The following is a 19,192-nucleotide window of genomic DNA, read 5'->3' on the forward strand; positions in this document are numbered from 1 at the left end:
CGAAAGTGATTTGATTGGTGAAGGATGGCATGGAGCAGAAACGTGAACAGGATCTTGGCAAGCGGCAGACGGAACGATCCGATGAAGAACTGGCGCTGTCAGCGGCAAAGTGCTCGGATTCTACTGCGGAGCTGATCTCTCGCTATATGAAGCTGATCTGGGTGAAGGCAAACACAATGGCAAATGCAGTTGTGGATGCGGAAGACTTGGCGCAGGAGGGAATGCTGGGACTGATGAATGCCATTGCGCATTTTGATCCCAACCGTGAAATCAAGTTTTCCACGTTTGCTGATGTTTGCATCACCAATAAAATGAAATCGGCGCTGATCCGTACCAGGCATACAGCCCTGCCGGTGGAGGATGCAGAATCCGCAGCCCAGGTTCAGAATGAGGTTGAGGATGACGATCCGGAGCGGATCCTTTTGAGAAAGGAGCGGCTGCACGAATTATACCGGGAGATGGATCTGGTATTATCCAAACGGGAGCTTGAAATCTTTAAATTGTTTTTATGCGGTCTGCGGTATGAGCAGATGGCAGAACGTCTGCATATCACGGAAAAGTCTGTGGACAATGCTATGCAGCGGGTGCGGCGTAAGTTAAAATCAGTCTGGATGGCTGATCAATTCAGGAACTCTGATTCCTGATCTATATGACCGGGTAGCTTAAATTTCAGAGCGTTGTTTATCAAAGGTGTCGGTGCGAATCCGTCCGAGGTTCAAAAAACTCAAAGCGAGGTAAAAAAACATGTACGAAGACAAGACACTGGTATGCAAGGAATGCGGAAACGAATTCGTATTCACCGCTGGCGAGCAGGAATTCTACGCTGAAAAGGGTTTCGTAAATGAGCCCCAGCGCTGCAAGGCTTGCAGAGATGCAAGAAAGAATGCAAACAAGTCTGACAGAGAAATGTTTGAAGCTACTTGCGCACGCTGCGGCGGTGTAGCTCGGGTTCCGTTCAAGCCCAGAGAAGATCGCGCAGTATACTGCAGCGATTGCTTTGCAAAGATGAAGGAAGCTGAATAATCGACTTCTAAAGCGCAGCCAGTCGGTTGCGCTTTCCTTTTTCTTTCATTTCATTCGTTGAATAAAAGCATGCCCATGGCGCATGCTGAAACAGGAGGCGAAAATCATGACAATTACAAAGGATACGATCATCGGGGATATCCTGGATGAGGATTTTGAGGTTGCCCCCTTCTTCCTGGAGATGGGGATGCATTGCCTTGGCTGCCCCTCTGCAAGAGGCGAGTCTGTTGGAGAGGCTTGCAGCGTTCACGGGGTTGACCCGGATGAGCTGGTCGCAAAGCTCAACGCACATTTCGCAGCGAAGAAGTAACCAGGCGGGCGGCAGATTGCCGCCCTTCTTTTTTCAATTCATCAATCGGAGGTTCTGACATATGCTTACTTTATCCCCTCGGCTGCTGGCATGCGCCCGCCTGGTGTCCGGTGCCGGATGCTGCTGTGATGTGGGCACGGATCACGTTTATCTGCCGGTTTACCTGTTGCAGCAGGGCATCTGCACCAGTGTGATTGCTTCGGATATCGGCGAGGGCCCGCTGCAGTATGCCCGACAGACAGCAGCCCGGTGGGGGCTGTCTGACCGGATCCGCATCCTTCTGTCGGATGGCTTGCAGCAGGTGCCGGATGCCGGCATCACGGACGTGGTGATTGCCGGTATGGGAGCGGAAACCATTTGTGGCATTCTGGAGCATGCAGACTGGCTCCAACGGGGCACCAACCTGATTTTGCAGCCCATGACCAAAGCTCCCTTGCTGCGCAATTGGCTTGCGGAAAACGGCTATGGTTTGTGCCGGGAGATTCCGGTGCAGGAGGAGCAGCGGCTATACACGGTGATGCAGGCGCAGTATACCGGGGAAAAGCGGAACATATCTCCTCTGGAGGCTCGCGTCGGTGCGCTGGATCAAAGGGATCCCGTTGCCCGGGCGTATGTACAGGCGCAGACGGATGCACTGGAAAAAAAGGCGGCAGGATTGACCCGGGCAGGACTGGATGCCAGGTCGGAAGAAGCACTGGCGGCGGCATTGACTGCCTGGGCACAGGGAAAGGAGCAGGAGCATGCAGGTTAAGGAAATTTACAACTGGCTGGACGCATACGCCCCCTTTGCAGGTCAGGAACGGTGGGATAACTCCGGCCTGCTGGTGGGTAGTATGGAGCAGGAAGTGCATGGGATACTGCTGACTCTGGACATTTCTTCGGATGCGGTGGAGGAGGCTGCCCGGAAGCATTGTGATCTGCTCCTTGCCCACCATCCGGTGATCTTTGACCCCCTGCGGCAGTTGACTCCCACCCATCCTGTGTACGGGTTGGTACAGCATGGTATGGCGGCGATCTGTTCCCATACCCCTTTGGACAGAGCAGCCGAGGGCGTAAACAACACCCTGCTGGAACTGCTTCGTCCGGCACTGGAACTGGAGGAATCCGGGCAGATGCTGGAGGAGGGCTTTGGGATGGCAGTGAACAGCCACCGCTGCTGGGATGCTGCACAGCTGGCGGTCGCACTGAAGCAGTGCCTGGATTGCACGGTGGTGCGGTATGCTGCCGGAAACATGCCCATCCGCCGGATCGGGTTTGCATGCGGTTCCGGCGGTTCCATGCTGGAGGAGGCAATCGGAGCAGGCTGTGATGCGTTTATCACCGGGGATGTGAAGCACGACCGGTGGTATGCTGCCCGATCCGCCGGCATTGCCCTGTTTGACTGTGGGCATTATCACCTGGAGGTGCCGGTGATGCGCCGACTGGAGCAGGCAATGGGACAGGCATTCCCGGAGCTTCCTGTTTTTTATGCAGAGACGAACCGGGATCCGGTACAGTATCAGTTCTGAAAGGAGAATCTTCATGGCATTGGACGGTGCATTTCTGCACATGATACAAGGGGAGTTGGACTGCCTGCTGGAGGGGCGGATCGACAAGGTGTATCAGCCCTCCCGGGAGTCGGTGATCCTGGGCTTTCGCACAAAGCAGGGGGCAAGAAAGCTGCTGATTTCCGCTGCTCCCAGCAGTGCCCGGGTGCATATGACCCAGGTGGCAGTGGATAACCCTGCAAAGCCTCCTATGTTCTGCATGCTTTTGCGGAAGCATCTCACCGGGGGGCGGCTCATTGCCATCCGGCAGGATGGACTGGAACGGATCCTCTTTCTGGACTTTCAGTGTACCAATGAGTTGGGGGACAGCGTGGTCATTACTCTTGCCTGTGAGATCATGGGTCGCTGCTCCAATCTGGTGGTGATCCGGCAGGATGGCACCATTCTGGACTGCCTGCGTCGGGTGGACGCTTCCGTATCCCGGGAGCGTATGGTACTGCCGGGTATGACCTACGCCATGCCCCCCAGAGAGGAACGGCTTTGCCTGCTGGATGCGGACCGGGATGCACTGACCCGGCTGGTTACACCCATGCAGCCGGGAAAGCTGGCAAAGCAACTGGTGGCAGGCATGGAGGGCATTTCCCCTTTGCTGGCACGGGAGTGGGCGTATTACGCCTTTCGGGGCAGTGAGCCAGTCGGTGAGCAGATTGAGCCGGAGCAGGCGAATCGGTTGGTATTTGCCATGCAGCAGACCCGGAGCATCCTTCTGGGGGAGCAGCCTGCTCATTATGCCACGCTGCGTACCCGGGAGGACATGCTGAAGGAGTTTTGCTTTCAGCGGATCGCCCAGTACGGTACGCTGATGCTGGAAAGTGAAGCATCCAGTGCTTGTGAGACTCTGGATGAATTTTATGCCCGGCGGGATCAGGATGCCCGGCTCAAGCAGCGGGCAAATGATCTGTTTACCCTGCTGATGCATACCATGGAGCGGATTTCCAAGCGGCTTGCCAATCAGCGGGAGGAGCTGGCGGCGTGCGCTGCAAAGGAGGACATGAAGCAGAAGGGGGATTTGTTGTCGGCAAATCTCTATCAGCTGCAAAAGGGGGATGCGGTTGCCCGGGTGCAGAATTTTTACGATCCCGCATGCCCCACGGTGGAGATCCCCCTGGATGTGCGGCTGACCCCTTCCCAGAATGCACAGCGGTATTATGCCAAGTACCGGAAGGCAAGCACGGCGGAAAAAGTGCTGGTGGAACAGATCCGGAACGGGGAAGAGGAACTCCGCTACATTGACAGCGTGTTTGACGCATTGACCCGCTGCACCAGTGAAACGGACATTGCAGTGCTCCGGGAGGAGCTGGCAGGGGAGGGGTATCTGCGTGCTGCACGCCGTGGTACCAAGCCCGCCCGATCCCAGCCGCCGTTGGTGTTCCGTTCTTCGGATGGGTTTCAGATTCTGGTGGGACGGAACAACCGGCAGAACGATCAGTTGACGCTGAAGCAGGCGGCAAAGCAGGATCTCTGGCTGCACACCCAGGGTATTCCCGGCTCCCATGTGATCGTGGTCAGTCAGGGCAGGGAGATCCCGGAGTCTACGATTTACGAGGCAGCATTGCTGGCAGCCCATCACAGCAAGGGAAGGGATTCGGCTCAGGTGCCGGTGGATTACTGCCCGGTGCGGTATGTAAAAAAGCCCAACGGGGCAAAGCCCGGCATGGTGATCTTTACAAATTATCAGACCCTATATGTAAAGCCGGACGAAGAAATTCTGGAGCGATGCAGGGAGGGCGTTCATGAAACCGCTGGATGATGCATTTTTTCACCGGGATTGCCTGGAGGTGGCACCGGCACTGGTAGGGAAGCTGCTGGTGCGTCAATTGCCGGACGGCTCCCTGCGCCGGGTGCGGATCACAGAAACGGAAGCCTATCGGGGTGAGGAGGATCGTGCCTGTCATGCGTCCAAGGGACGCACAAAGCGGACAGAGCTTTTGTATGGAGAGAGTGGTATCATTTATATTTACCTGTGCTACGGCATGCACTGGCTGATGAACGTGATCACCGGGGAGCCGGATCAGCCCCAGGGGGTGTTGTTCCGGGCAGCGGCGGACTATACGGGTCCCGGAAAGCTCACCAAGTATTTGCAGCTGGATGGAGCGTGCAACGGTAAGCCATTGCAGCCGGAAACCGGAATTTGGGTGGAGGATGACGGCTTTGTGCCGGAGCTGATTACAAAGCCCCGGGTCGGCATCGATTATGCGGGCCCGGAGTGGGCGGCAAAGCCCTGGCGATTCGTCTTGAAGCCGTAATACAGCACAAAGATTGTGGGGCAAATGTGCTTTGTGTGGTGTTGCCATCGGGCAATGCTGCGGAATGTGGAGCATTGCCCTTGCTTTTTGTCCCGAATTATGCTATACTGGATTTATATTGATTTCAGGCGGCAATTTCCGGCTGCCTATATGACTGGAGAGAAACAACATGCGCAAGGAGCTTGCAAAATCCTACAGTCCCAAGGACTTTGAGGATAAGATTTATGCTTACTGGATGGACAACCACTGCTTCCACGCAGAGGTTGACCGGACAAAGAACCCCTATACCATTGTCATCCCCCCTCCGAACATCACCGGTCAGCTGCATATGGGACATGCACTGGACGAAACCTTGCAGGATATTCTGATCCGGTACCGCCGGATGCAGGGCTACTGCACTCTGTGGCTGCCCGGTACGGATCATGCTTCTATTGCAACAGAGGCAAAGATTGTAGAGGCGATGCGGAAAGAGGGCATCACCAAGGACGATATCGGCAGAGACGGCTTTTTAAAGCGTGCCTGGGCATGGAAGGAGCAGTACGGCGGCAGAATCGTAGAGCAGCTCAAGAAGCTGGGCTCCTCCTGCGACTGGGAGCGGGAGCGTTTTACCATGGACGAGGGCTGCAACCGGGCTGTCCGGGAGGTGTTCGTCCGGTATTATGAAGAAGGTCTGATCTACCGGGGAGAACGGATCATCAACTGGTGCCCTCACTGCCACACTTCCATTTCCAATGCAGAGGTGGAATTTGAGGAGCAGGACGGCTTCTTCTGGCACCTGCGGTATCCGCTTTCTGACGGCAGCGGTTATCTGGAGCTTGCCACCACCCGTCCGGAGACCCTGCTGGGTGATACGGCAGTGGCAGTGAACCCGAAGGATGAACGCTACAAGCAGTATGTGGGCAAGACCGTGGTTCTGCCTTTGGTTGGCAGAGAAATCCCGGTGGTTGCAGACAGCTATGTGGATATGGAATTTGGTACCGGCGTTGTAAAGATCACACCTGCCCATGACCCCAACGACTTTGAGGTGGGCAGACGGCATGATCTGCCGGTAATCAATGTGATGACCGATGATGCCAAGATTATTGCGGATTACCCCAAGTATGCGGGTATGGATCGGTATGAAGCCCGGAAAGCCATTGTGGCAGACCTGGAGGCAGGAGGCTATCTGATTCAGGTGGAGCCTCATGCTCACAACGTAGGCACCTGCTACCGGTGCGGCACCACCGTAGAGCCGAGAGTATCCCTCCAGTGGTTTGTGAAGATGGAGGAGCTTGCAAAGCCTGCTATTGACGTGGTGCGCAGCGGAAAGATCAAGTTTGTGCCGGAGCGTTTTGACAAGAACTACTTTAACTGGATGGAGGATATCCGGGACTGGTGCATTTCCCGTCAGCTTTGGTGGGGACATCAGATTCCTGCCTTTTACTGTGATGATTGCGGCGAGCTGGTAGTCACCAAGGAGGATACGGCGGTTTGCCCCAAGTGCGGCAAGCCCATGCGGCAGGATCCGGATACTCTGGATACCTGGTTCTCCTCTGCTTTGTGGCCCTTCTCCACGTTGGGCTGGCCGGATCATACCGAGGAACTGGATTACTTCTATCCCACTTCTACTTTGGTTACCGGTTATGACATCATCACTTTCTGGGTATCCCGTATGATCGTTGCCGGTATGGCGCACATGAAGGAGATCCCCTTTGACACGGTGCTGATCCACGGTCTGGTGCGGGATTCCCAGGGCAGAAAGATGTCCAAGTCCCTGGGCAACGGCATTGACCCCCTGGAGGTCATTGACCAGTACGGTGCGGATGCCCTTCGGTTCATGCTGGCAACGGGCAATGCGCCGGGCAATGATATGCGCTACATGGACGAAAAGGTGAAGGCGTCCCGGAACTTTGCCAACAAGCTGTGGAATGCTTCCCGGTTTATTATGATGAATCTGCCGGAGGATTACGAGCTTACCGGTCTGCCGGAAAGCCTGACCATTGAGGATAAGTGGATTCTGACCCGGTTCAATGACCTGTGCAAGGCGGTTACCGAGAATCTGGACAAGTTTGAGTTGGGCATTGCAGTTTCCAAGCTGTACGATTTCATCTGGGATGTATACTGTGACTGGTACATTGAGCTGACCAAGCCCCGTATCATGGCTGGCGGCGCAACCAAGGAAAGCGCCCAGGCGGTTCTGGTTTGGGTAATGCAGGGCATGCTGAAGCTGCTGCATCCCTTTATGCCCTTTATTACCGAGGAAATCTGGCAGGCGCTTACCGGCGGCAAGACTCCCATTATGCTGGAGCGTTATCCGGAATTTGACCCGGCTCTGGATTACCGGGCGGATGCGGATGCCTTTGAAAAGGTGATCGCAGCCATCTCTGCAATCCGGAATCTGCGTACCTCCATGAACGTTCCGCCTTCTGTAAAGGCGAAGGTATGCATCGAGACCCAGGATCAGGAGCTGTTCCGTTCCTGCGGCATGTTCTTTGAAAAGCTGGCGTTTGCATCCGGCGTGGAAGTGGCATCCGGCTTTACCATGGAGGATGCAGCGACCGCAGTAACCGATGCCTGCCGGATCTTCATCCCCATGGATGAACTGGTGGACAAGGAAAAGGAACTGGCACGGCTGGAAAAGGAGCGTGCAGCCGTACAGAAGGATCTGGACTTCCTTGGGGGCAAGCTCAACAACCAGGGCTTCCTGGCAAAGGCTCCTGCAAAGCTGATTGAGGCGGAGCAGGCAAAGCTCGCAAAGGCAAAGGACAAAATGGAAAAGATCATGCAGTCCATTGCAGGACTGAAAAAATAAGGATGGGGAGGACGGAAGTCCTCCCTTTTTCTGAGGTGAGAACATGACATATGCACAGACAATGAAATACATCAATCACTTTGGGCACACAGGGGCACCGGTGACGGATCTGAGCCGGATGGAAACACTGCTGGATGCGCTGGGGAATCCCCACCGGCAGTTGAAATTCGTCCACATAGCCGGTACAAACGGCAAAGGCTCCACCCTGACCTACTGTGCGGAAGCCTCCATGACCGCCGGCATCCAAACAGGCATGTTCACCTCTCCCTATATTCTGTGCTACGAGGATCGGATTCGGGTCAATGGGGAGAATATCCCCCGGGATGCGCTTTGCCGACTGGGGGAGCAGGTGCGGGAGCATGCGCCGGAGCTGCCCTTTTCCCAGTTTGAGATCACCCTTGCGATCGCTCTGCTGTATTTTCTGGAGCGTCAGTGTGAGCTGGTGTTTCTGGAGGTGGGCATCGGGGGGCTGCTGGACGCTACCAACGTGGTGGATCCCCTGGTAAGCGTCATCACCTCCATTTCCCTGGATCACACCGCCCTGCTGGGGAATACGGTGGAGCAGATCGCCTGGCAAAAGGCAGGGATCATCAAGCCCCATCGTCCGGTGGTGCTGGCACCTGCCAATCTGCCGGAGGTATGCAGCGTGGTGCGAAACCGGGCGGCGGTGGTGGATGCCCCTTTGCAGGAGGCGGAGCAGATTCCTTTGGAGATCCGGCGGCAGGATATTGCCGGGGCATCCTTTGTGTATGGAGACAGACCCTATGAAATTTCCATGCCTGGACTGCATCAGATCCACAACGCCATGACTGCGGTCTGTGTGCTGCATGTGCTGGAGCAGCTGGGATATCCCATTTCAGAGGAAGCCATCCAACAGGGGCTTTTGCATGGGAAGGTGCCTGCCCGGATCCAGGTGCTGTGCCGGGAGCCTTTGACCCTGCTGGACGGGGGGCATAATCCGGACGGCACAGAGGCGCTGCGGGATACGCTGAACGCCTGCGCTCCCAAGCCCATATACGGGGTGGTGGGGCTGATCGACACCAAGGATTATCAGCATGCTGTGGGGAATCTGGAGCAGGTGCTGGAGCAGGCATTTTGTGTGGATGGATACGCACCCAACAGTGTGCCGGCGGAAACCCTGGCGGAGGCATTCACCCGCATTTCCGCAATGCCCCTGCCCTTGAAAGCGGCTTATACCAAAGCGGTGCAGCTTGCAAAAGCCCATGGGGGAACTGCTGTGATCTGTGGTTCTCTGTACCTTGCCAGCCGGTTTTTGGCAGAGATGGATATGAACAAAATGTGAAGATTCAAAAAAGTTGCCGTTTGCTATTGCAAGCGGCATTTCTTTGTAGTATAATGAAATTATGTTGGGGATCTTGTCGAAAAAGAAACATGACAAGCTGCTTCGCCTGAAAGGAAAGATCCTGCAAAGCCCTGTTTTTCGGGGCTGGATGGTTTTTGATCCGGCAGAGCGAAAGAAGGATCCCTGTTTGTGTAGAGAATGATTTCAACAAAAGAAATGAGGCTGTTTTTATGGTATTTTCCAGTCTTTTCTTTTTGTATTTGTTTTTACCATTATGTCTGCTGGCCTATTGGCTGGCACCGAAAATCGAATACAAAAACAATGTACTGATTCTTTTTTCTTTGGTCTTTTATGCCTGGGGAGAGCCCCTGTGGGTGCTGCTGCTGGTATTCAGTGCCACGGCAAACTATCTGTTCGGACTGCTGATCGAAAAATATCGGGGGAAAGCCGGTGCAAAAACTGCACTGGTTTCTTCTTTGGTGCTGAATCTGGGGCTGTTGTTTCTGTTTAAGTACAGCGCCTTTACCGCTGAAAACATCAATGCGTTGTTTTCCATTCATCTGCCCGTTCCCAACATCCGGCTTCCCATTGGCATTAGTTTTTATACCTTCCAGACTATTTCCTATGTGGTGGACTGCTATTGGGAAAAGATCCGGGCTCAGCGGAGCTATTCCAAATTCCTGCTGTATGTATCCATGTTCCCCCAGTTGGTGGCTGGCCCCATCGTCCGGTACAGCACCATCGAGCCGGAGTTGTCCAAACGGTATGCCACTGCCCATGACATCAGCGAGGGTCTGACCCGGATCATGATCGGTCTGGGCAAAAAAGTCATTCTTTCCAACCATCTGAGTACCATCGTAGACGCATTCTTCACCGGTGATCTGGATCATGTTTCCGTGTTGGGCACCTGGTATGCGGTTGCGGTTTACGCTATGCAGATCTACTTTGACTTTTCCGGCTATTCAGATATGGCAATCGGATTGGGACGGCTGTTCGGATTCCACTTTGACGAAAACTTCCGGCATCCCTTTCTGTGCAAGGACATTACAGAGTTCTGGCAGCGCTGGCACATTTCTCTGGGCACCTTCTTCCGGGATTATCTGCTGTACATCCCCATCTTCGGCAAGCGCCGGGCATACGGTGGACTGTTCCTGGTTTGGTTCTGCACGGGTCTGTGGCATGGCGCAAGCTGGAACTATATCATCTGGGGTCTGTATTTCGGCATCTTTATCTGCTTTGAGCGACTGCTGGGTAAAAAGCGTATCAAGCAGATCCCGGTGGCAGTGCGGCATATCTACTCCAAAATCGTTATCGTCATCGGCTTTGGTATCTTCTACTTTGAAAAGCTGCCCCAGTTGGGCCAGTTCTTCAAGAACCTGATCGGTGTTGGCGGCAATGGCTTTATCGATGAATTCACCAAGCTGTCTGTTGCGAACAATCTGTATCTGCTGATCGGAGCGGTAATCTGCTGCTTCCCGGTTGTGGAAACCTTGGAAAAGCTTGCAAAGAAGTCCGAGGGACGGCAGCTGGCATTTGGTGTGCTGCAGGCTGTGTGCAACGGGGTGCTGTTGGTGACAAGCAGTATTTTGCTGGTGGATGCCACCAACAATCCGTTCCTGTATTTTCGCTTTTAAGGGGGTGCGCATATGGAACCGAAGGATCAACTGGATATTGAACTTGCATCCGAGAAGAAACCGGAACACAAGCAGCCAGTCCGGCACAGTCATCATTCTGCCCGACAGAAAACCGATTTGCTGAATGTACTGGTGATCGGCACATTGGTCACCGGAACGGCTTTGTGGTTTTTGTTCGGCACCCGCCCTACGGAATCCGAGATCGAAAACAGGAACCTTGCCAAGTTCCCTTCCTTTTCCTGGAGCGATTATATTTCCGGAAAGTACACGGCGGACATTGCAAACTATTACAACGACACCGTACCCAAGCGGGAATGGTTCAAGAATCTGACTGCATCCATGCGGCGGCATATGGGGGTGCAGATGGAGGATGACGTGAAGTTTTACGGCACCCTGCATGTAAACAAGGACAGCGAGCCGGAAACAACGGAGCCGCTGGTGACCACCCAGCCCATCCAGACCCAGGTGGGCACCGAGCCTGTTACCACTGCGCCGGATCAGCCGGCGGAAAGCCAGCAGATCACTGCTGCAACCACCGTTGCGGTGGAGGAGAACGATGACAGCAAGGAAGACGGGGAGATCAGCAACAACATTCTGATCTACAAAAAGCGTGGCATCATGCTGTATGGCGGCAGCTATGCGGCAGGCAGAAATTACGCCAGCTATGTGAACGCATACAAGTCGGATCTGGGGGAGAACGTAAACGTATACTCCATGGTGATCCCCACCCCCTGTTCCTACTATATGCCGGACAAGTATAAGAACCTGATCGGCAGCGAGCAGGGGAATATCGATAATATCAACCAGTACCTGGACGGAGTCAAGCCGGTGAATGTATACGACATTCTGGGACAGCATGCGGATGAGCTGATCTATCCCCGGACGGATCATCACTGGGGCGCCATTGCTGCGTACTATGCGGCACAGGAGTTTGCATCCGTGGCACAGGTTCCTTTCCGGGATATCTCTCAGTTTGAGAAGATCACAAAGCCCGGTTATGTAGGCACGCTGTATGGTTATTCCGGGGATATCGTTCTGAAGGACAATCCGGAGGATTTCGTATATTATGCGCCGCAAGAGGATTATACCACCACCTACTATAACTCGGACATGAGCAACGAGCGCACCGGCAGACTGCTGATCAATCTGGAGAAGGTGAAGCCTGTCAGCTGGTATCTGGTATACATGGGCAGTGACGACAGAATTACCCATATCCAGACCTCCGCCCGGAATGGCAGAACGCTCTGCATCGTGAAGGACAGCTACGGCAATGCGCTGACCCCCTACTTTATGGACAGCTTTGAGGACATTTATGTAATCGACATGCGGTACTTCAAGCCAAATGCCATTTCCTTTATGAAGGAGCACAACGTGACGGATGTGCTGTTTGCCATGAACACCTTCAGCGCAACCGGGCCCAATGCCAAGAAAATAGAACAGATTCGCACACAATAAGGAGGGGCTTATGCTACAGGCTCTTGCGTATCCATTTGACAGTCCGGAGCTTCTGCGGCACCGGAAGCAATACCGGCGGCAGCTGCTGGCAGACAACAGTCAGCGGATTCCCAAGCGGATCGCTGTGCTGGGGGGATCCACCACGGCAGACATTGTGTCCATGCTGGAGCTGTTCCTGCTGAACGAGGGCATTGCCCCGACCTTTTATGAATCCGAGTATGCCCAGTACTGGCAGGATGCCATGTTTCCCAACGAAACGCTGGCGGCATTCCAGCCGGATCTGATTGTGGTGCATACCACCTGCCGGAATATTACAGAATTTCAGCAGGATCTGACCCTGTCGGAGGAAGCATGCCGGGAGGCGGTGCAGCGGCAGTATCAGAAGCTGGAAGCCATGTGGGACAAGCTGGCGGAAACCTATCACTGTCCCGTGATCCAGAATAATTTTGAGTTTCCCTCCTATCGGCTGTTGGGCAGCGCAGATGCCTCCGACCCCCACGGGCTGACCAATTTTGTAACGGAGCTGAACCGGCTGATCTACGGGTATGCCCGGAAGCATCCCCAGTTTTATGTGCATGATCTGATGAGTCTTGCTGCATGCTACGGGCTGGATCGATGGGCGGATCCCAGCTACTGGTATCTGTACAAATACCCCATGGCGCTGCAAGCCATTCCAGATTATGCCTATAGTTTGACCCGGGTGATCCGCTCCATTTACGGCAAAAATAAAAAAGCCCTGGTGCTGGATCTGGACAATACCCTATGGGGCGGTGTCATCGGGGACGATGGGCAGGCAGGCATCGAAATCGGTCAGGAAACTGCCCAGGCTCAGGGCTATACGGAATTTCAGCAGTATCTGAAAGCACACAAGCAGCTTGGAGTGCTGCTGAATGTATGCTCCAAGAACGAGCCGGAAAATGCGGAGCTTGGCTTGCAGCATCCGGAAAACGTGCTGCACCGGGAGGATTTCATCGCAGTGGAGGCTAACTGGGAGCCGAAGGATCAGAACATTCTGCACATTGCCGATCAGTTGAGTCTGCTGCCGGACAGCTTTGTGTTTGTGGATGATAACCCTGCGGAGCGTGCCATCGTCCGGGGACAGATCCCTGGCATTGCCGTTCCGGAGATGGGGGAAGTGACGGATTATATCCGGGTACTGGATCACTGCGGCTACTTTGAAATGACCGCTTATTCCAAGGACGATGCAAAGCGGAACGAAATGTATCGGGAGAACCTGCAGCGCAGTCAGCAGCAGAAGCAGTATGCCGACTACACGGAGTATCTGGAAAGCCTGGAGATGCAGGCGGAGATCCGGGATTTTTCCCCGGTATACCTGCCCCGTATCACCCAGCTGACCAATAAAAGCAACCAGTTCAATCTGACTACCCGCCGATACACGGAAAGTGAAATGCAGGCGGTGGCGGACAGTCCGGATTACGTCCGTCTGTGCGGACGGCTGCGGGATAAGTTCGGGGACAACGGCATTGTTTCCATTGTGATCGGGCAGAAGCAGGGCACCCAACTGGATATCATTCTGTGGCTTATGAGCTGCCGGGTGCTGAAGCGGGATATGGAGCTTGCGATGCTGGATACGCTGGTATCCCAGTGCCGGGCGCAGGGGATCACCACCCTGCACGGGGTCTACCTGCCCACGGCAAAGAACAAGATGGTGGCAGGGCTGTATGAAGGCTTCGGTTTTGCAAAGCAATCCGAGACCCCAGAGGGCAGAACCGACTGGCTGCTGGATCTGACGAACTATACAAACCGGAATCATGTGATCCGGGTCAATCAGGAAGGAGAACAGGAACATGCGTGATACTTACAAAAAGCTGACAAAGGTATTCCGGGAGGTCTTTGATGATGACAGCATCGAACTGACCCCGGAGACTACTGCAAACGACATTGAAGATTGGGACAGCATTGAGCATATCAATCTGATCGCCGCCGTGGAGGACGCATTTGGCATGCGGTTCCAGATGCGGGAGGTTTCCGGCATGAAAAACGTGGGGGAAATGGTACAGATCATCGAAAGCAGAACGTAAGGTAAAGAGCAGTGCAGATGCGCTGCTCTTTTTGTATATTCACCGGCTTTGCGCAGATACTATTTGCATCCGGCGGCATTTTATGCTTTGCTTAGTGCTGCCATAAAAAGGAGGCAAAAGAACCATGCAGATAGCATTTGCAGAAAGTCAGACCCGGCTGAATCTGATGCGGGCATTTGCCGGCGAAAGCCAGGCACGGAATCGGTATACCTTTGCAGCAGAGGCAGCAAGCCAGGCACAGCTTTATGTGATCAAGGCGGTGTTTCAGTTGACTGCCAGTCAGGAGCTTGCCCACGCAAAGGTGTTTTATGACCTGCTCAAGGAGCTGAACGGGCAGAACGTAACGGTGGACGGTACCTATCCGGTGGAGGTGCTGACGGAGGTGCTGCCCTTGTTGCAGCATGCACAGCACAACGAATTTCAGGAGTTTGACCCGGTGTACCCCCAGTTCGGGCAGATCGCTGCCCAGGAGGGCTTTACCCAGGCTGCCGTTGCATTCCAGCAGATCGCAAAGATCGAAAAGACTCATGGAGAACGGTTTGGCATGTTTGCCCAGTGGATGGAAAGCGGGAAGCTGTTCGTCAATGAAACCCCCACCAAGTGGATGTGTCTGAACTGCGGACACATTGTGGACAGCACGGAAGCGCCCCATATCTGTCCTGTATGCTCCCATCCCCAGGGCTATTTTGTGCGGCAGGCCTATGCGCCGTATACGACGGGGGTGGCACAGGCATGAGTGTGAAAATCGAACGGATCAGAGGATATGAGGTGCTGGACTCCCGGGGGAATCCCACAGTCCGGGCAGAGGTGCTGCTGTCGGACGGTTCCCTGGGTGCCGCCAGTGTGCCCAGCGGTGCATCCACCGGCATGTTTGAGGCAGTGGAGCTGCGGGACGGGGAAGGCCGCTACAATGGGAAAGGCGTTCGCAAGGCAGTATCCAATGTAAACCATGTGCTGGCGCCGGCGTTGATTGCCCAGGGTACTCTGGATCAGTACCGGATCGACCGGTGCATGTGCAGACTGGACGGTACAGCCAATAAATCCGCCTTGGGGGCAAATGCCATGCTGGCAGTGTCCTGGGCAGCAGCCAGGGCGGCGGCACGACATTACCACATGCCTCTGTACCGGTATGTGGGAGGCATATATGCCAATGTGCTGCCGGTGCCTATGATGAATATTCTGAATGGCGGTGCCCATGCTTCCAACAATGTGGATATCCAGGAGATCATGGTAATGCCCCGGGGCGCATCCTCCTTCCGGGAGGGACTGCAAATGGGTACGGAGATCTACCACGCTCTGGGAGGTGTACTGAAGGGGAGAGGTCTTGCCACCACCGTTGGGGATGAGGGGGGCTTTGCACCGAATCTGGCTTCGGATGAGGATGCCATTGCGTGTGTGCTGGAGGCCATTGAAAAGGCAGGCTACAGCACATCGGATGTGCAGATCGCTCTGGATGCAGCAGCCAGCGAATGGTACGAAAACGGGAAGTACCGGCTGCCAAAGCGAGGTACGGAGTATGACACAGAGGGCATGAGCGACTATTGGGAGCAGCTTTGCAAAACCTATCCCATCTGTTCCATTGAGGATCCGCTGGGGGAACAGGACTGGACGGGTTGGAGCAAGCTGACCAGCCGACTGGGTGCCTGTGTGCAGCTAGTGGGGGATGACCTGTTTGTAACCAATACGGAGCATCTGTCCCGTGGCATTTCCGAGCATGCCGCCAATGCACTGCTGGTTAAGTGCAACCAGATCGGCACCCTGTCCGAAGCGCTGGACGCTATCGGCATGGCGAAATCCGCCGGGTACCGGACGATTCTGTCCCATCGCTCCGGGGAAACGGAGGATACCACCATTGCGGATCTGGCAGTGGCAGTGGGTGCCGGACAGATCAAGACCGGCGCACCCTGCCGGACGGATCGGGTGGCAAAATACAACCGACTGCTGCGGATTGAGTCCGAGCTTGGCAGTGCTGCCCGTTATGGGAGAATGTAAAGGGAATCCCGCACAATGAAAGAAAAAGCCGCCCCGGAGCATCCGGAGCGGCTTTTCAGGTAATGTCGCGTAAAGCTTGTGCCTACATGTCGGCTTTATTTTGTGCAAGCATGCTAAGGGATCGAGCAGAATCCGGATCAGCCTGCCAGCCTTCGCCGCTGATGATCCAGCCTGTGCTTCCGTCACTGGAAATGACGATGCCCGTATGATCTTGCCGGATCATACACAGAGAGATGGTCTGCCGGGCGAGTGTATTGGAATCCGGTGTTTTGTCACGGTGGGAAACCTGCAAGCCATTGAGCATTTCTACTGCCTGGTTGATCTCCTCCCAGCTTAGCTGGACGCTTTTCGTCCCTGATTCCGTATAAAGCAGCGCCTCCTGGATCTCATCAGATTTCAGAGTGGAGAATGGCTTGGATGGACGAAGGAAAAAGCCGATGGATGCAGCGGTAAGCAGAACAGCTGCTGAAGCAATTGCGATCATCTTCTGGCGGGTTGAAGCCTTTGCAAACATAAGTATCCCTCCTTTTTTATAATATTATAACACATACATTTATATTGTGTAACTATGCATAAAAGCCGCCCCGGAGCATCCGGAGCGGCTTTCTGCTTTTGTGTGTAAGAGATTATTTACCCAGCATGGTGTGCTTGAGCAGAGCCAGGTCATATGCATTCAGCACGCCGTCTCCGTTCAGATCGGCACGCTTTGCCTGATCGGCAGTCAGCTTACCGCTCTTGATCAGATACTTCTGGAGAAGTACCACGTCGCTGACGCTGAGTTTGCCGTCCAGATTGATATCGCCGGTGAGAATGTCATCGCCCACATAGCTTACGGTCAGGTAGTCAAAATATGTCCAGCCCTCGCCGCTTTCTACCTTGATTGTATTCTTGCCTGCCTTCAGCTCTACCACGATGGCATCGCTCTCTCCAAACAGGATGGAATAGGGGAAGAAAGCCTCGCCAACTGCGGTACCGTTGACGTAGAGGTTCTGGGTCTTGCCGTTTTTCTCAAAGTTCTGCTGATAACCATAGCGGATGGCGTACTTGCCTGCCTTTTCTACGGTTACAGTCTGCTCGATGTAGTCGCCCTCTCCCTGGAGGTACACATATTTTCCACCAGAGCAGTAATCGTAAGCAACGGTCGTGGTGCCCTTGTTGGTCTGGATGTTGCCGTCCTCGCACTCATAGGCACCTTCCACGTTCCAGTTGCCTCCGTTGCCCCGTGCATAGCCGTACAGGTCATTGGGCACCTCGTCCAGTGTTACGACATAGTCGCTGTTATAGATCTTGTCCAGCATTTCCTTGGTATTGGTGGTACCGTTGGTGATGAAATCTCCGTACCAGGGGCAGAAGTAAGACCACCATGCGCCTTCATTCACCATGTTGGTAATGTCCGGGATCACGTCGTTTTCTGCCAGTGCTACCATCTTGGTGTCGTTGGTGTCATTCACCAGGGTCAGAAAGACAGAGGTTGCAGCAGAGGTGTTCCAGGTGTAGGGAGAGCCCTCGTACTTGTCGTATGCAACCATGTCTACATAGTCGTTCCCCGGATACCACTGTGCAGAATTTGCATAGTCGTACAGGTTTACTTCCCAGATGCAGTTGTGGATGCCGTATTCTTCGGTCAGGGTGGTGTACAGCAGCTTCCACAGCTCCTTGTATACCTCTGCGCCGGAGGAACCCCACCAGAACCATGCGCCGGAGCCGTTGGTATTGTTGTTGCCTTCAGCCTCGTGGAAGGGACGGAAAATGATCGGTACATTTGCGTCCTGAAGGATTAACAGCTGCTCAGCCAGATCCTCGATTGCCAGCATCAGATATTTGTATTCCTTTGTGGTAGGATCCAGGCAGTTTGCAGTGTTGAAAGAGGAGGTGGGCTTGTAGGTACACTTCTGCCAGTCCAGCTGATCTCCCAGGGTGTAGGAGTCAAAGTCCTGGGGCACGTTGATGTGCCAGCTAGCAGTGGCAATGCCGCCGCAGTTTGCCACCCAGTTGATGACACGGCCGGTGGTGCCGTCCTCCCAGCCGTAGAGGGGATTGTAGTTCATGAAATCGAAGCCCCGGATCACGGGGTATTTGCCTGTGGTCTCATAGATGTACCGGAATTCCAGCTCGGTGTCCCCGTTGTTGCCGCCCCCGTAGATCTCCTGCTGACCGGAGATGATGTGGTTGCCGTACTGACCGGTCATGTACTTCATCAGCGCCTTGGTCTCGGCAGTGGCATTTTTGTCGCAGGGATCCGGCGCAATGTTCAGCTCCGGCATATCTGCAAAGTCAAAGGTGACGGTGTCGTAGAGAATGAAGCCCCAGCTGCCGGTAGCACCCACTTCAATGGTGTGCTTGCCCTTTTCCAGGTAAAAGAAGCCGAAGCTGGAATCCTCCCACTTTTCGTTATTGGCAATGTAGATGGAGCTTTTGACATCTCCGTCAATTGCCAGGGTCTGCATTCTGGTGGTGCCCGGATCACCCAGGTACATCCAGCATCTTGTGGTGAGCTCGTACATGGCATTCTCCGGTACATCCACCTCAAAGGTCATGCCGCCGGCGTTCCCTGCCCATACGAAACCATCTCCGCTGTAGCCCGGATACTCCGTGCCGTACACATTGGTGGTGACGCTGGCGCCGGTCAGCAGGGTGCAGTCCTCCGCTTCGGCAGTGAACAGCGGCGCTGCATCAGCCCCTGTGTCGGCTGCCTGAACCGGAACGAAGATGCCGGCGGTCAGCATCATTGCGCTGGCAGTGAGGGCACTGCCCAGTCGCTTTACGAATGAATTCATAAGAAAACCTCCCTGTATGATTTTATGTTAATATTATGCCACGTTTGTTTGAAAACTTCAAGTACTTTTCAT

Annotated in this window: 17 protein-coding genes; 15 read left to right on the forward strand and 2 right to left on the reverse strand. The window is 54.4% G+C overall.

Translation table 11 applies throughout. The features are described from left to right. The first annotated feature begins 29 nt into the window (after positions 1-29). The 15 genes from RUM_RS07355 (at position 30) to eno (ending at position 16,343) form a co-directional block, all read left to right on the forward strand. Positions 30-644: a sigma-70 family RNA polymerase sigma factor gene (locus tag RUM_RS07355; protein ID WP_015558511.1), complete on the forward strand. Its 615-nt coding sequence runs from the start codon at positions 30-32 to the stop codon at positions 642-644. Positions 645-744: 100 nt separating this feature from the next. Next, positions 745-1,023 (forward strand): zinc-ribbon domain containing protein, encoded by a 279-nt coding sequence (locus RUM_RS07360; RefSeq protein ID WP_015558512.1) that lies wholly within the window; start codon positions 745-747, stop codon positions 1,021-1,023. A 106-nt stretch (positions 1,024-1,129) separates the two neighbouring features. After that, positions 1,130-1,333: a DUF1858 domain-containing protein gene (locus tag RUM_RS07365; RefSeq protein WP_015558513.1), complete on the forward strand. Its 204-nt coding sequence runs from the start codon at positions 1,130-1,132 to the stop codon at positions 1,331-1,333. Between the two features lie 61 nt (positions 1,334-1,394). Continuing rightward, a complete protein-coding gene (locus RUM_RS07370) occupies positions 1,395-2,084 on the forward strand; it encodes a tRNA (adenine(22)-N(1))-methyltransferase (protein WP_015558514.1) in 690 nt (229 codons plus the stop codon). Further along, positions 2,074-2,841, forward strand: coding sequence for a Nif3-like dinuclear metal center hexameric protein (locus RUM_RS07375; RefSeq protein ID WP_015558515.1), 768 nt, complete (start codon positions 2,074-2,076; stop codon positions 2,839-2,841). The genes RUM_RS07370 and RUM_RS07375 overlap by 11 nt, the downstream gene beginning before the upstream one ends. A 13-nt stretch (positions 2,842-2,854) precedes the next feature. After that, positions 2,855-4,630 carry an Rqc2 family fibronectin-binding protein gene (locus tag RUM_RS07380; RefSeq protein ID WP_015558516.1) on the forward strand — a complete coding sequence of 592 codons (1,776 nt, stop codon included), beginning with the start codon at positions 2,855-2,857 and terminating at the stop codon, positions 4,628-4,630. Further along, positions 4,614-5,126, forward strand: coding sequence for a DNA-3-methyladenine glycosylase (locus RUM_RS07385; protein ID WP_015558517.1), 513 nt, complete (start codon positions 4,614-4,616; stop codon positions 5,124-5,126). The genes RUM_RS07380 and RUM_RS07385 overlap by 17 nt, the downstream gene beginning before the upstream one ends. Positions 5,127-5,295: 169 nt before the next feature. Beyond that, the gene (locus RUM_RS07390) at positions 5,296-7,917 is read left to right on the forward strand and encodes a valine--tRNA ligase (RefSeq protein ID WP_015558518.1); all 2,622 of its coding nucleotides are present in this window, start codon (positions 5,296-5,298) and stop codon (positions 7,915-7,917) included. 43 nt (positions 7,918-7,960) lie between these two features. Further along, positions 7,961-9,220 carry a bifunctional folylpolyglutamate synthase/dihydrofolate synthase gene (locus RUM_RS07395; protein WP_015558519.1) on the forward strand — a complete coding sequence of 420 codons (1,260 nt, stop codon included), beginning with the start codon at positions 7,961-7,963 and terminating at the stop codon, positions 9,218-9,220. Positions 9,221-9,450: 230 nt separating this feature from the next. After that, the gene (locus RUM_RS07400; protein ID WP_015558520.1) at positions 9,451-10,854 is read left to right on the forward strand and encodes an MBOAT family O-acyltransferase; all 1,404 of its coding nucleotides are present in this window, start codon (positions 9,451-9,453) and stop codon (positions 10,852-10,854) included. A 12-nt stretch (positions 10,855-10,866) separates the two neighbouring features. Beyond that, the gene (locus RUM_RS12110; protein WP_015558521.1) at positions 10,867-12,309 is read left to right on the forward strand and encodes a DHHW family protein; all 1,443 of its coding nucleotides are present in this window, start codon (positions 10,867-10,869) and stop codon (positions 12,307-12,309) included. Between the two features lie 10 nt (positions 12,310-12,319). After that, a complete protein-coding gene (locus tag RUM_RS07410) occupies positions 12,320-14,125 on the forward strand; it encodes an HAD-IIIC family phosphatase (RefSeq protein WP_015558522.1) in 1,806 nt (601 codons plus the stop codon). Beyond that, positions 14,118-14,351: an acyl carrier protein gene (locus RUM_RS07415; protein ID WP_015558523.1), complete on the forward strand. Its 234-nt coding sequence runs from the start codon at positions 14,118-14,120 to the stop codon at positions 14,349-14,351. The genes RUM_RS07410 and RUM_RS07415 overlap by 8 nt, the downstream gene beginning before the upstream one ends. Positions 14,352-14,475: 124 nt before the next feature. Further along, the gene (gene rbr / locus RUM_RS07420; RefSeq protein ID WP_015558524.1) at positions 14,476-15,087 is read left to right on the forward strand and encodes a rubrerythrin; all 612 of its coding nucleotides are present in this window, start codon (positions 14,476-14,478) and stop codon (positions 15,085-15,087) included. After that, complete coding sequence (eno, locus tag RUM_RS07425) at positions 15,084-16,343, forward strand: phosphopyruvate hydratase (protein ID WP_015558525.1); 1,260 nt, start codon at positions 15,084-15,086, stop codon at positions 16,341-16,343. The genes rbr and eno overlap by 4 nt, the downstream gene beginning before the upstream one ends. Positions 16,344-16,425: 82 nt before the next feature. On the opposite strand, the gene RUM_RS07430 is transcribed toward eno, so the two are convergent. Together RUM_RS07430 and RUM_RS07435 are read right to left on the reverse strand one after the other, a co-directional pair. After that, positions 16,426-16,857 carry a hypothetical protein gene (locus RUM_RS07430; RefSeq protein ID WP_015558526.1) on the reverse strand — a complete coding sequence of 144 codons (432 nt, stop codon included), beginning with the start codon at positions 16,855-16,857 and terminating at the stop codon, positions 16,426-16,428. A 112-nt stretch (positions 16,858-16,969) separates the two neighbouring features. Further along, a complete protein-coding gene (locus RUM_RS07435; protein ID WP_015558527.1) occupies positions 16,970-19,120 on the reverse strand; it encodes a glycosyl hydrolase in 2,151 nt (716 codons plus the stop codon). Positions 19,121-19,192 lie beyond the last annotated feature (72 nt).

Source organism: Ruminococcus champanellensis 18P13 = JCM 17042 (genome assembly GCF_000210095.1).
In the GTDB taxonomy this organism is placed as follows: Bacteria; Bacillota; Clostridia; order Oscillospirales; family Ruminococcaceae; genus Ruminococcus_F; species Ruminococcus_F champanellensis.

What these genes read in the sequence shown, in the direction of transcription:
- RUM_RS07435 (WP_015558527.1), bottom strand. Translation starts at nt 19,120, where the DNA reads ATGAATTCATTCGTAAAGCGACTGGGCAGTGCCCTCACTGCCAGCGCA.
- RUM_RS12110 (WP_015558521.1), top strand. Translation starts at nt 10,867, where the DNA reads ATGGAACCGAAGGATCAACTGGATATTGAACTTGCATCCGAGAAGAAA.
- RUM_RS07355 (WP_015558511.1), top strand. Translation starts at nt 30, where the DNA reads ATGGAGCAGAAACGTGAACAGGATCTTGGCAAGCGGCAGACGGAACGA.
- rbr (WP_015558524.1), top strand. Translation starts at nt 14,476, where the DNA reads ATGCAGATAGCATTTGCAGAAAGTCAGACCCGGCTGAATCTGATGCGG.
- RUM_RS07380 (WP_015558516.1), top strand. Translation starts at nt 2,855, where the DNA reads ATGGCATTGGACGGTGCATTTCTGCACATGATACAAGGGGAGTTGGAC.
- RUM_RS07360 (WP_015558512.1), top strand. Translation starts at nt 745, where the DNA reads ATGTACGAAGACAAGACACTGGTATGCAAGGAATGCGGAAACGAATTC.
- RUM_RS07430 (WP_015558526.1), bottom strand. Translation starts at nt 16,857, where the DNA reads ATGTTTGCAAAGGCTTCAACCCGCCAGAAGATGATCGCAATTGCTTCA.
- RUM_RS07410 (WP_015558522.1), top strand. Translation starts at nt 12,320, where the DNA reads ATGCTACAGGCTCTTGCGTATCCATTTGACAGTCCGGAGCTTCTGCGG.
- RUM_RS07400 (WP_015558520.1), top strand. Translation starts at nt 9,451, where the DNA reads ATGGTATTTTCCAGTCTTTTCTTTTTGTATTTGTTTTTACCATTATGT.
- eno (WP_015558525.1), top strand. Translation starts at nt 15,084, where the DNA reads ATGAGTGTGAAAATCGAACGGATCAGAGGATATGAGGTGCTGGACTCC.
- RUM_RS07390 (WP_015558518.1), top strand. Translation starts at nt 5,296, where the DNA reads ATGCGCAAGGAGCTTGCAAAATCCTACAGTCCCAAGGACTTTGAGGAT.
- RUM_RS07395 (WP_015558519.1), top strand. Translation starts at nt 7,961, where the DNA reads ATGACATATGCACAGACAATGAAATACATCAATCACTTTGGGCACACA.
- RUM_RS07365 (WP_015558513.1), top strand. Translation starts at nt 1,130, where the DNA reads ATGACAATTACAAAGGATACGATCATCGGGGATATCCTGGATGAGGAT.
- RUM_RS07370 (WP_015558514.1), top strand. Translation starts at nt 1,395, where the DNA reads ATGCTTACTTTATCCCCTCGGCTGCTGGCATGCGCCCGCCTGGTGTCC.
- RUM_RS07375 (WP_015558515.1), top strand. Translation starts at nt 2,074, where the DNA reads ATGCAGGTTAAGGAAATTTACAACTGGCTGGACGCATACGCCCCCTTT.
- RUM_RS07385 (WP_015558517.1), top strand. Translation starts at nt 4,614, where the DNA reads ATGAAACCGCTGGATGATGCATTTTTTCACCGGGATTGCCTGGAGGTG.
- RUM_RS07415 (WP_015558523.1), top strand. Translation starts at nt 14,118, where the DNA reads ATGCGTGATACTTACAAAAAGCTGACAAAGGTATTCCGGGAGGTCTTT.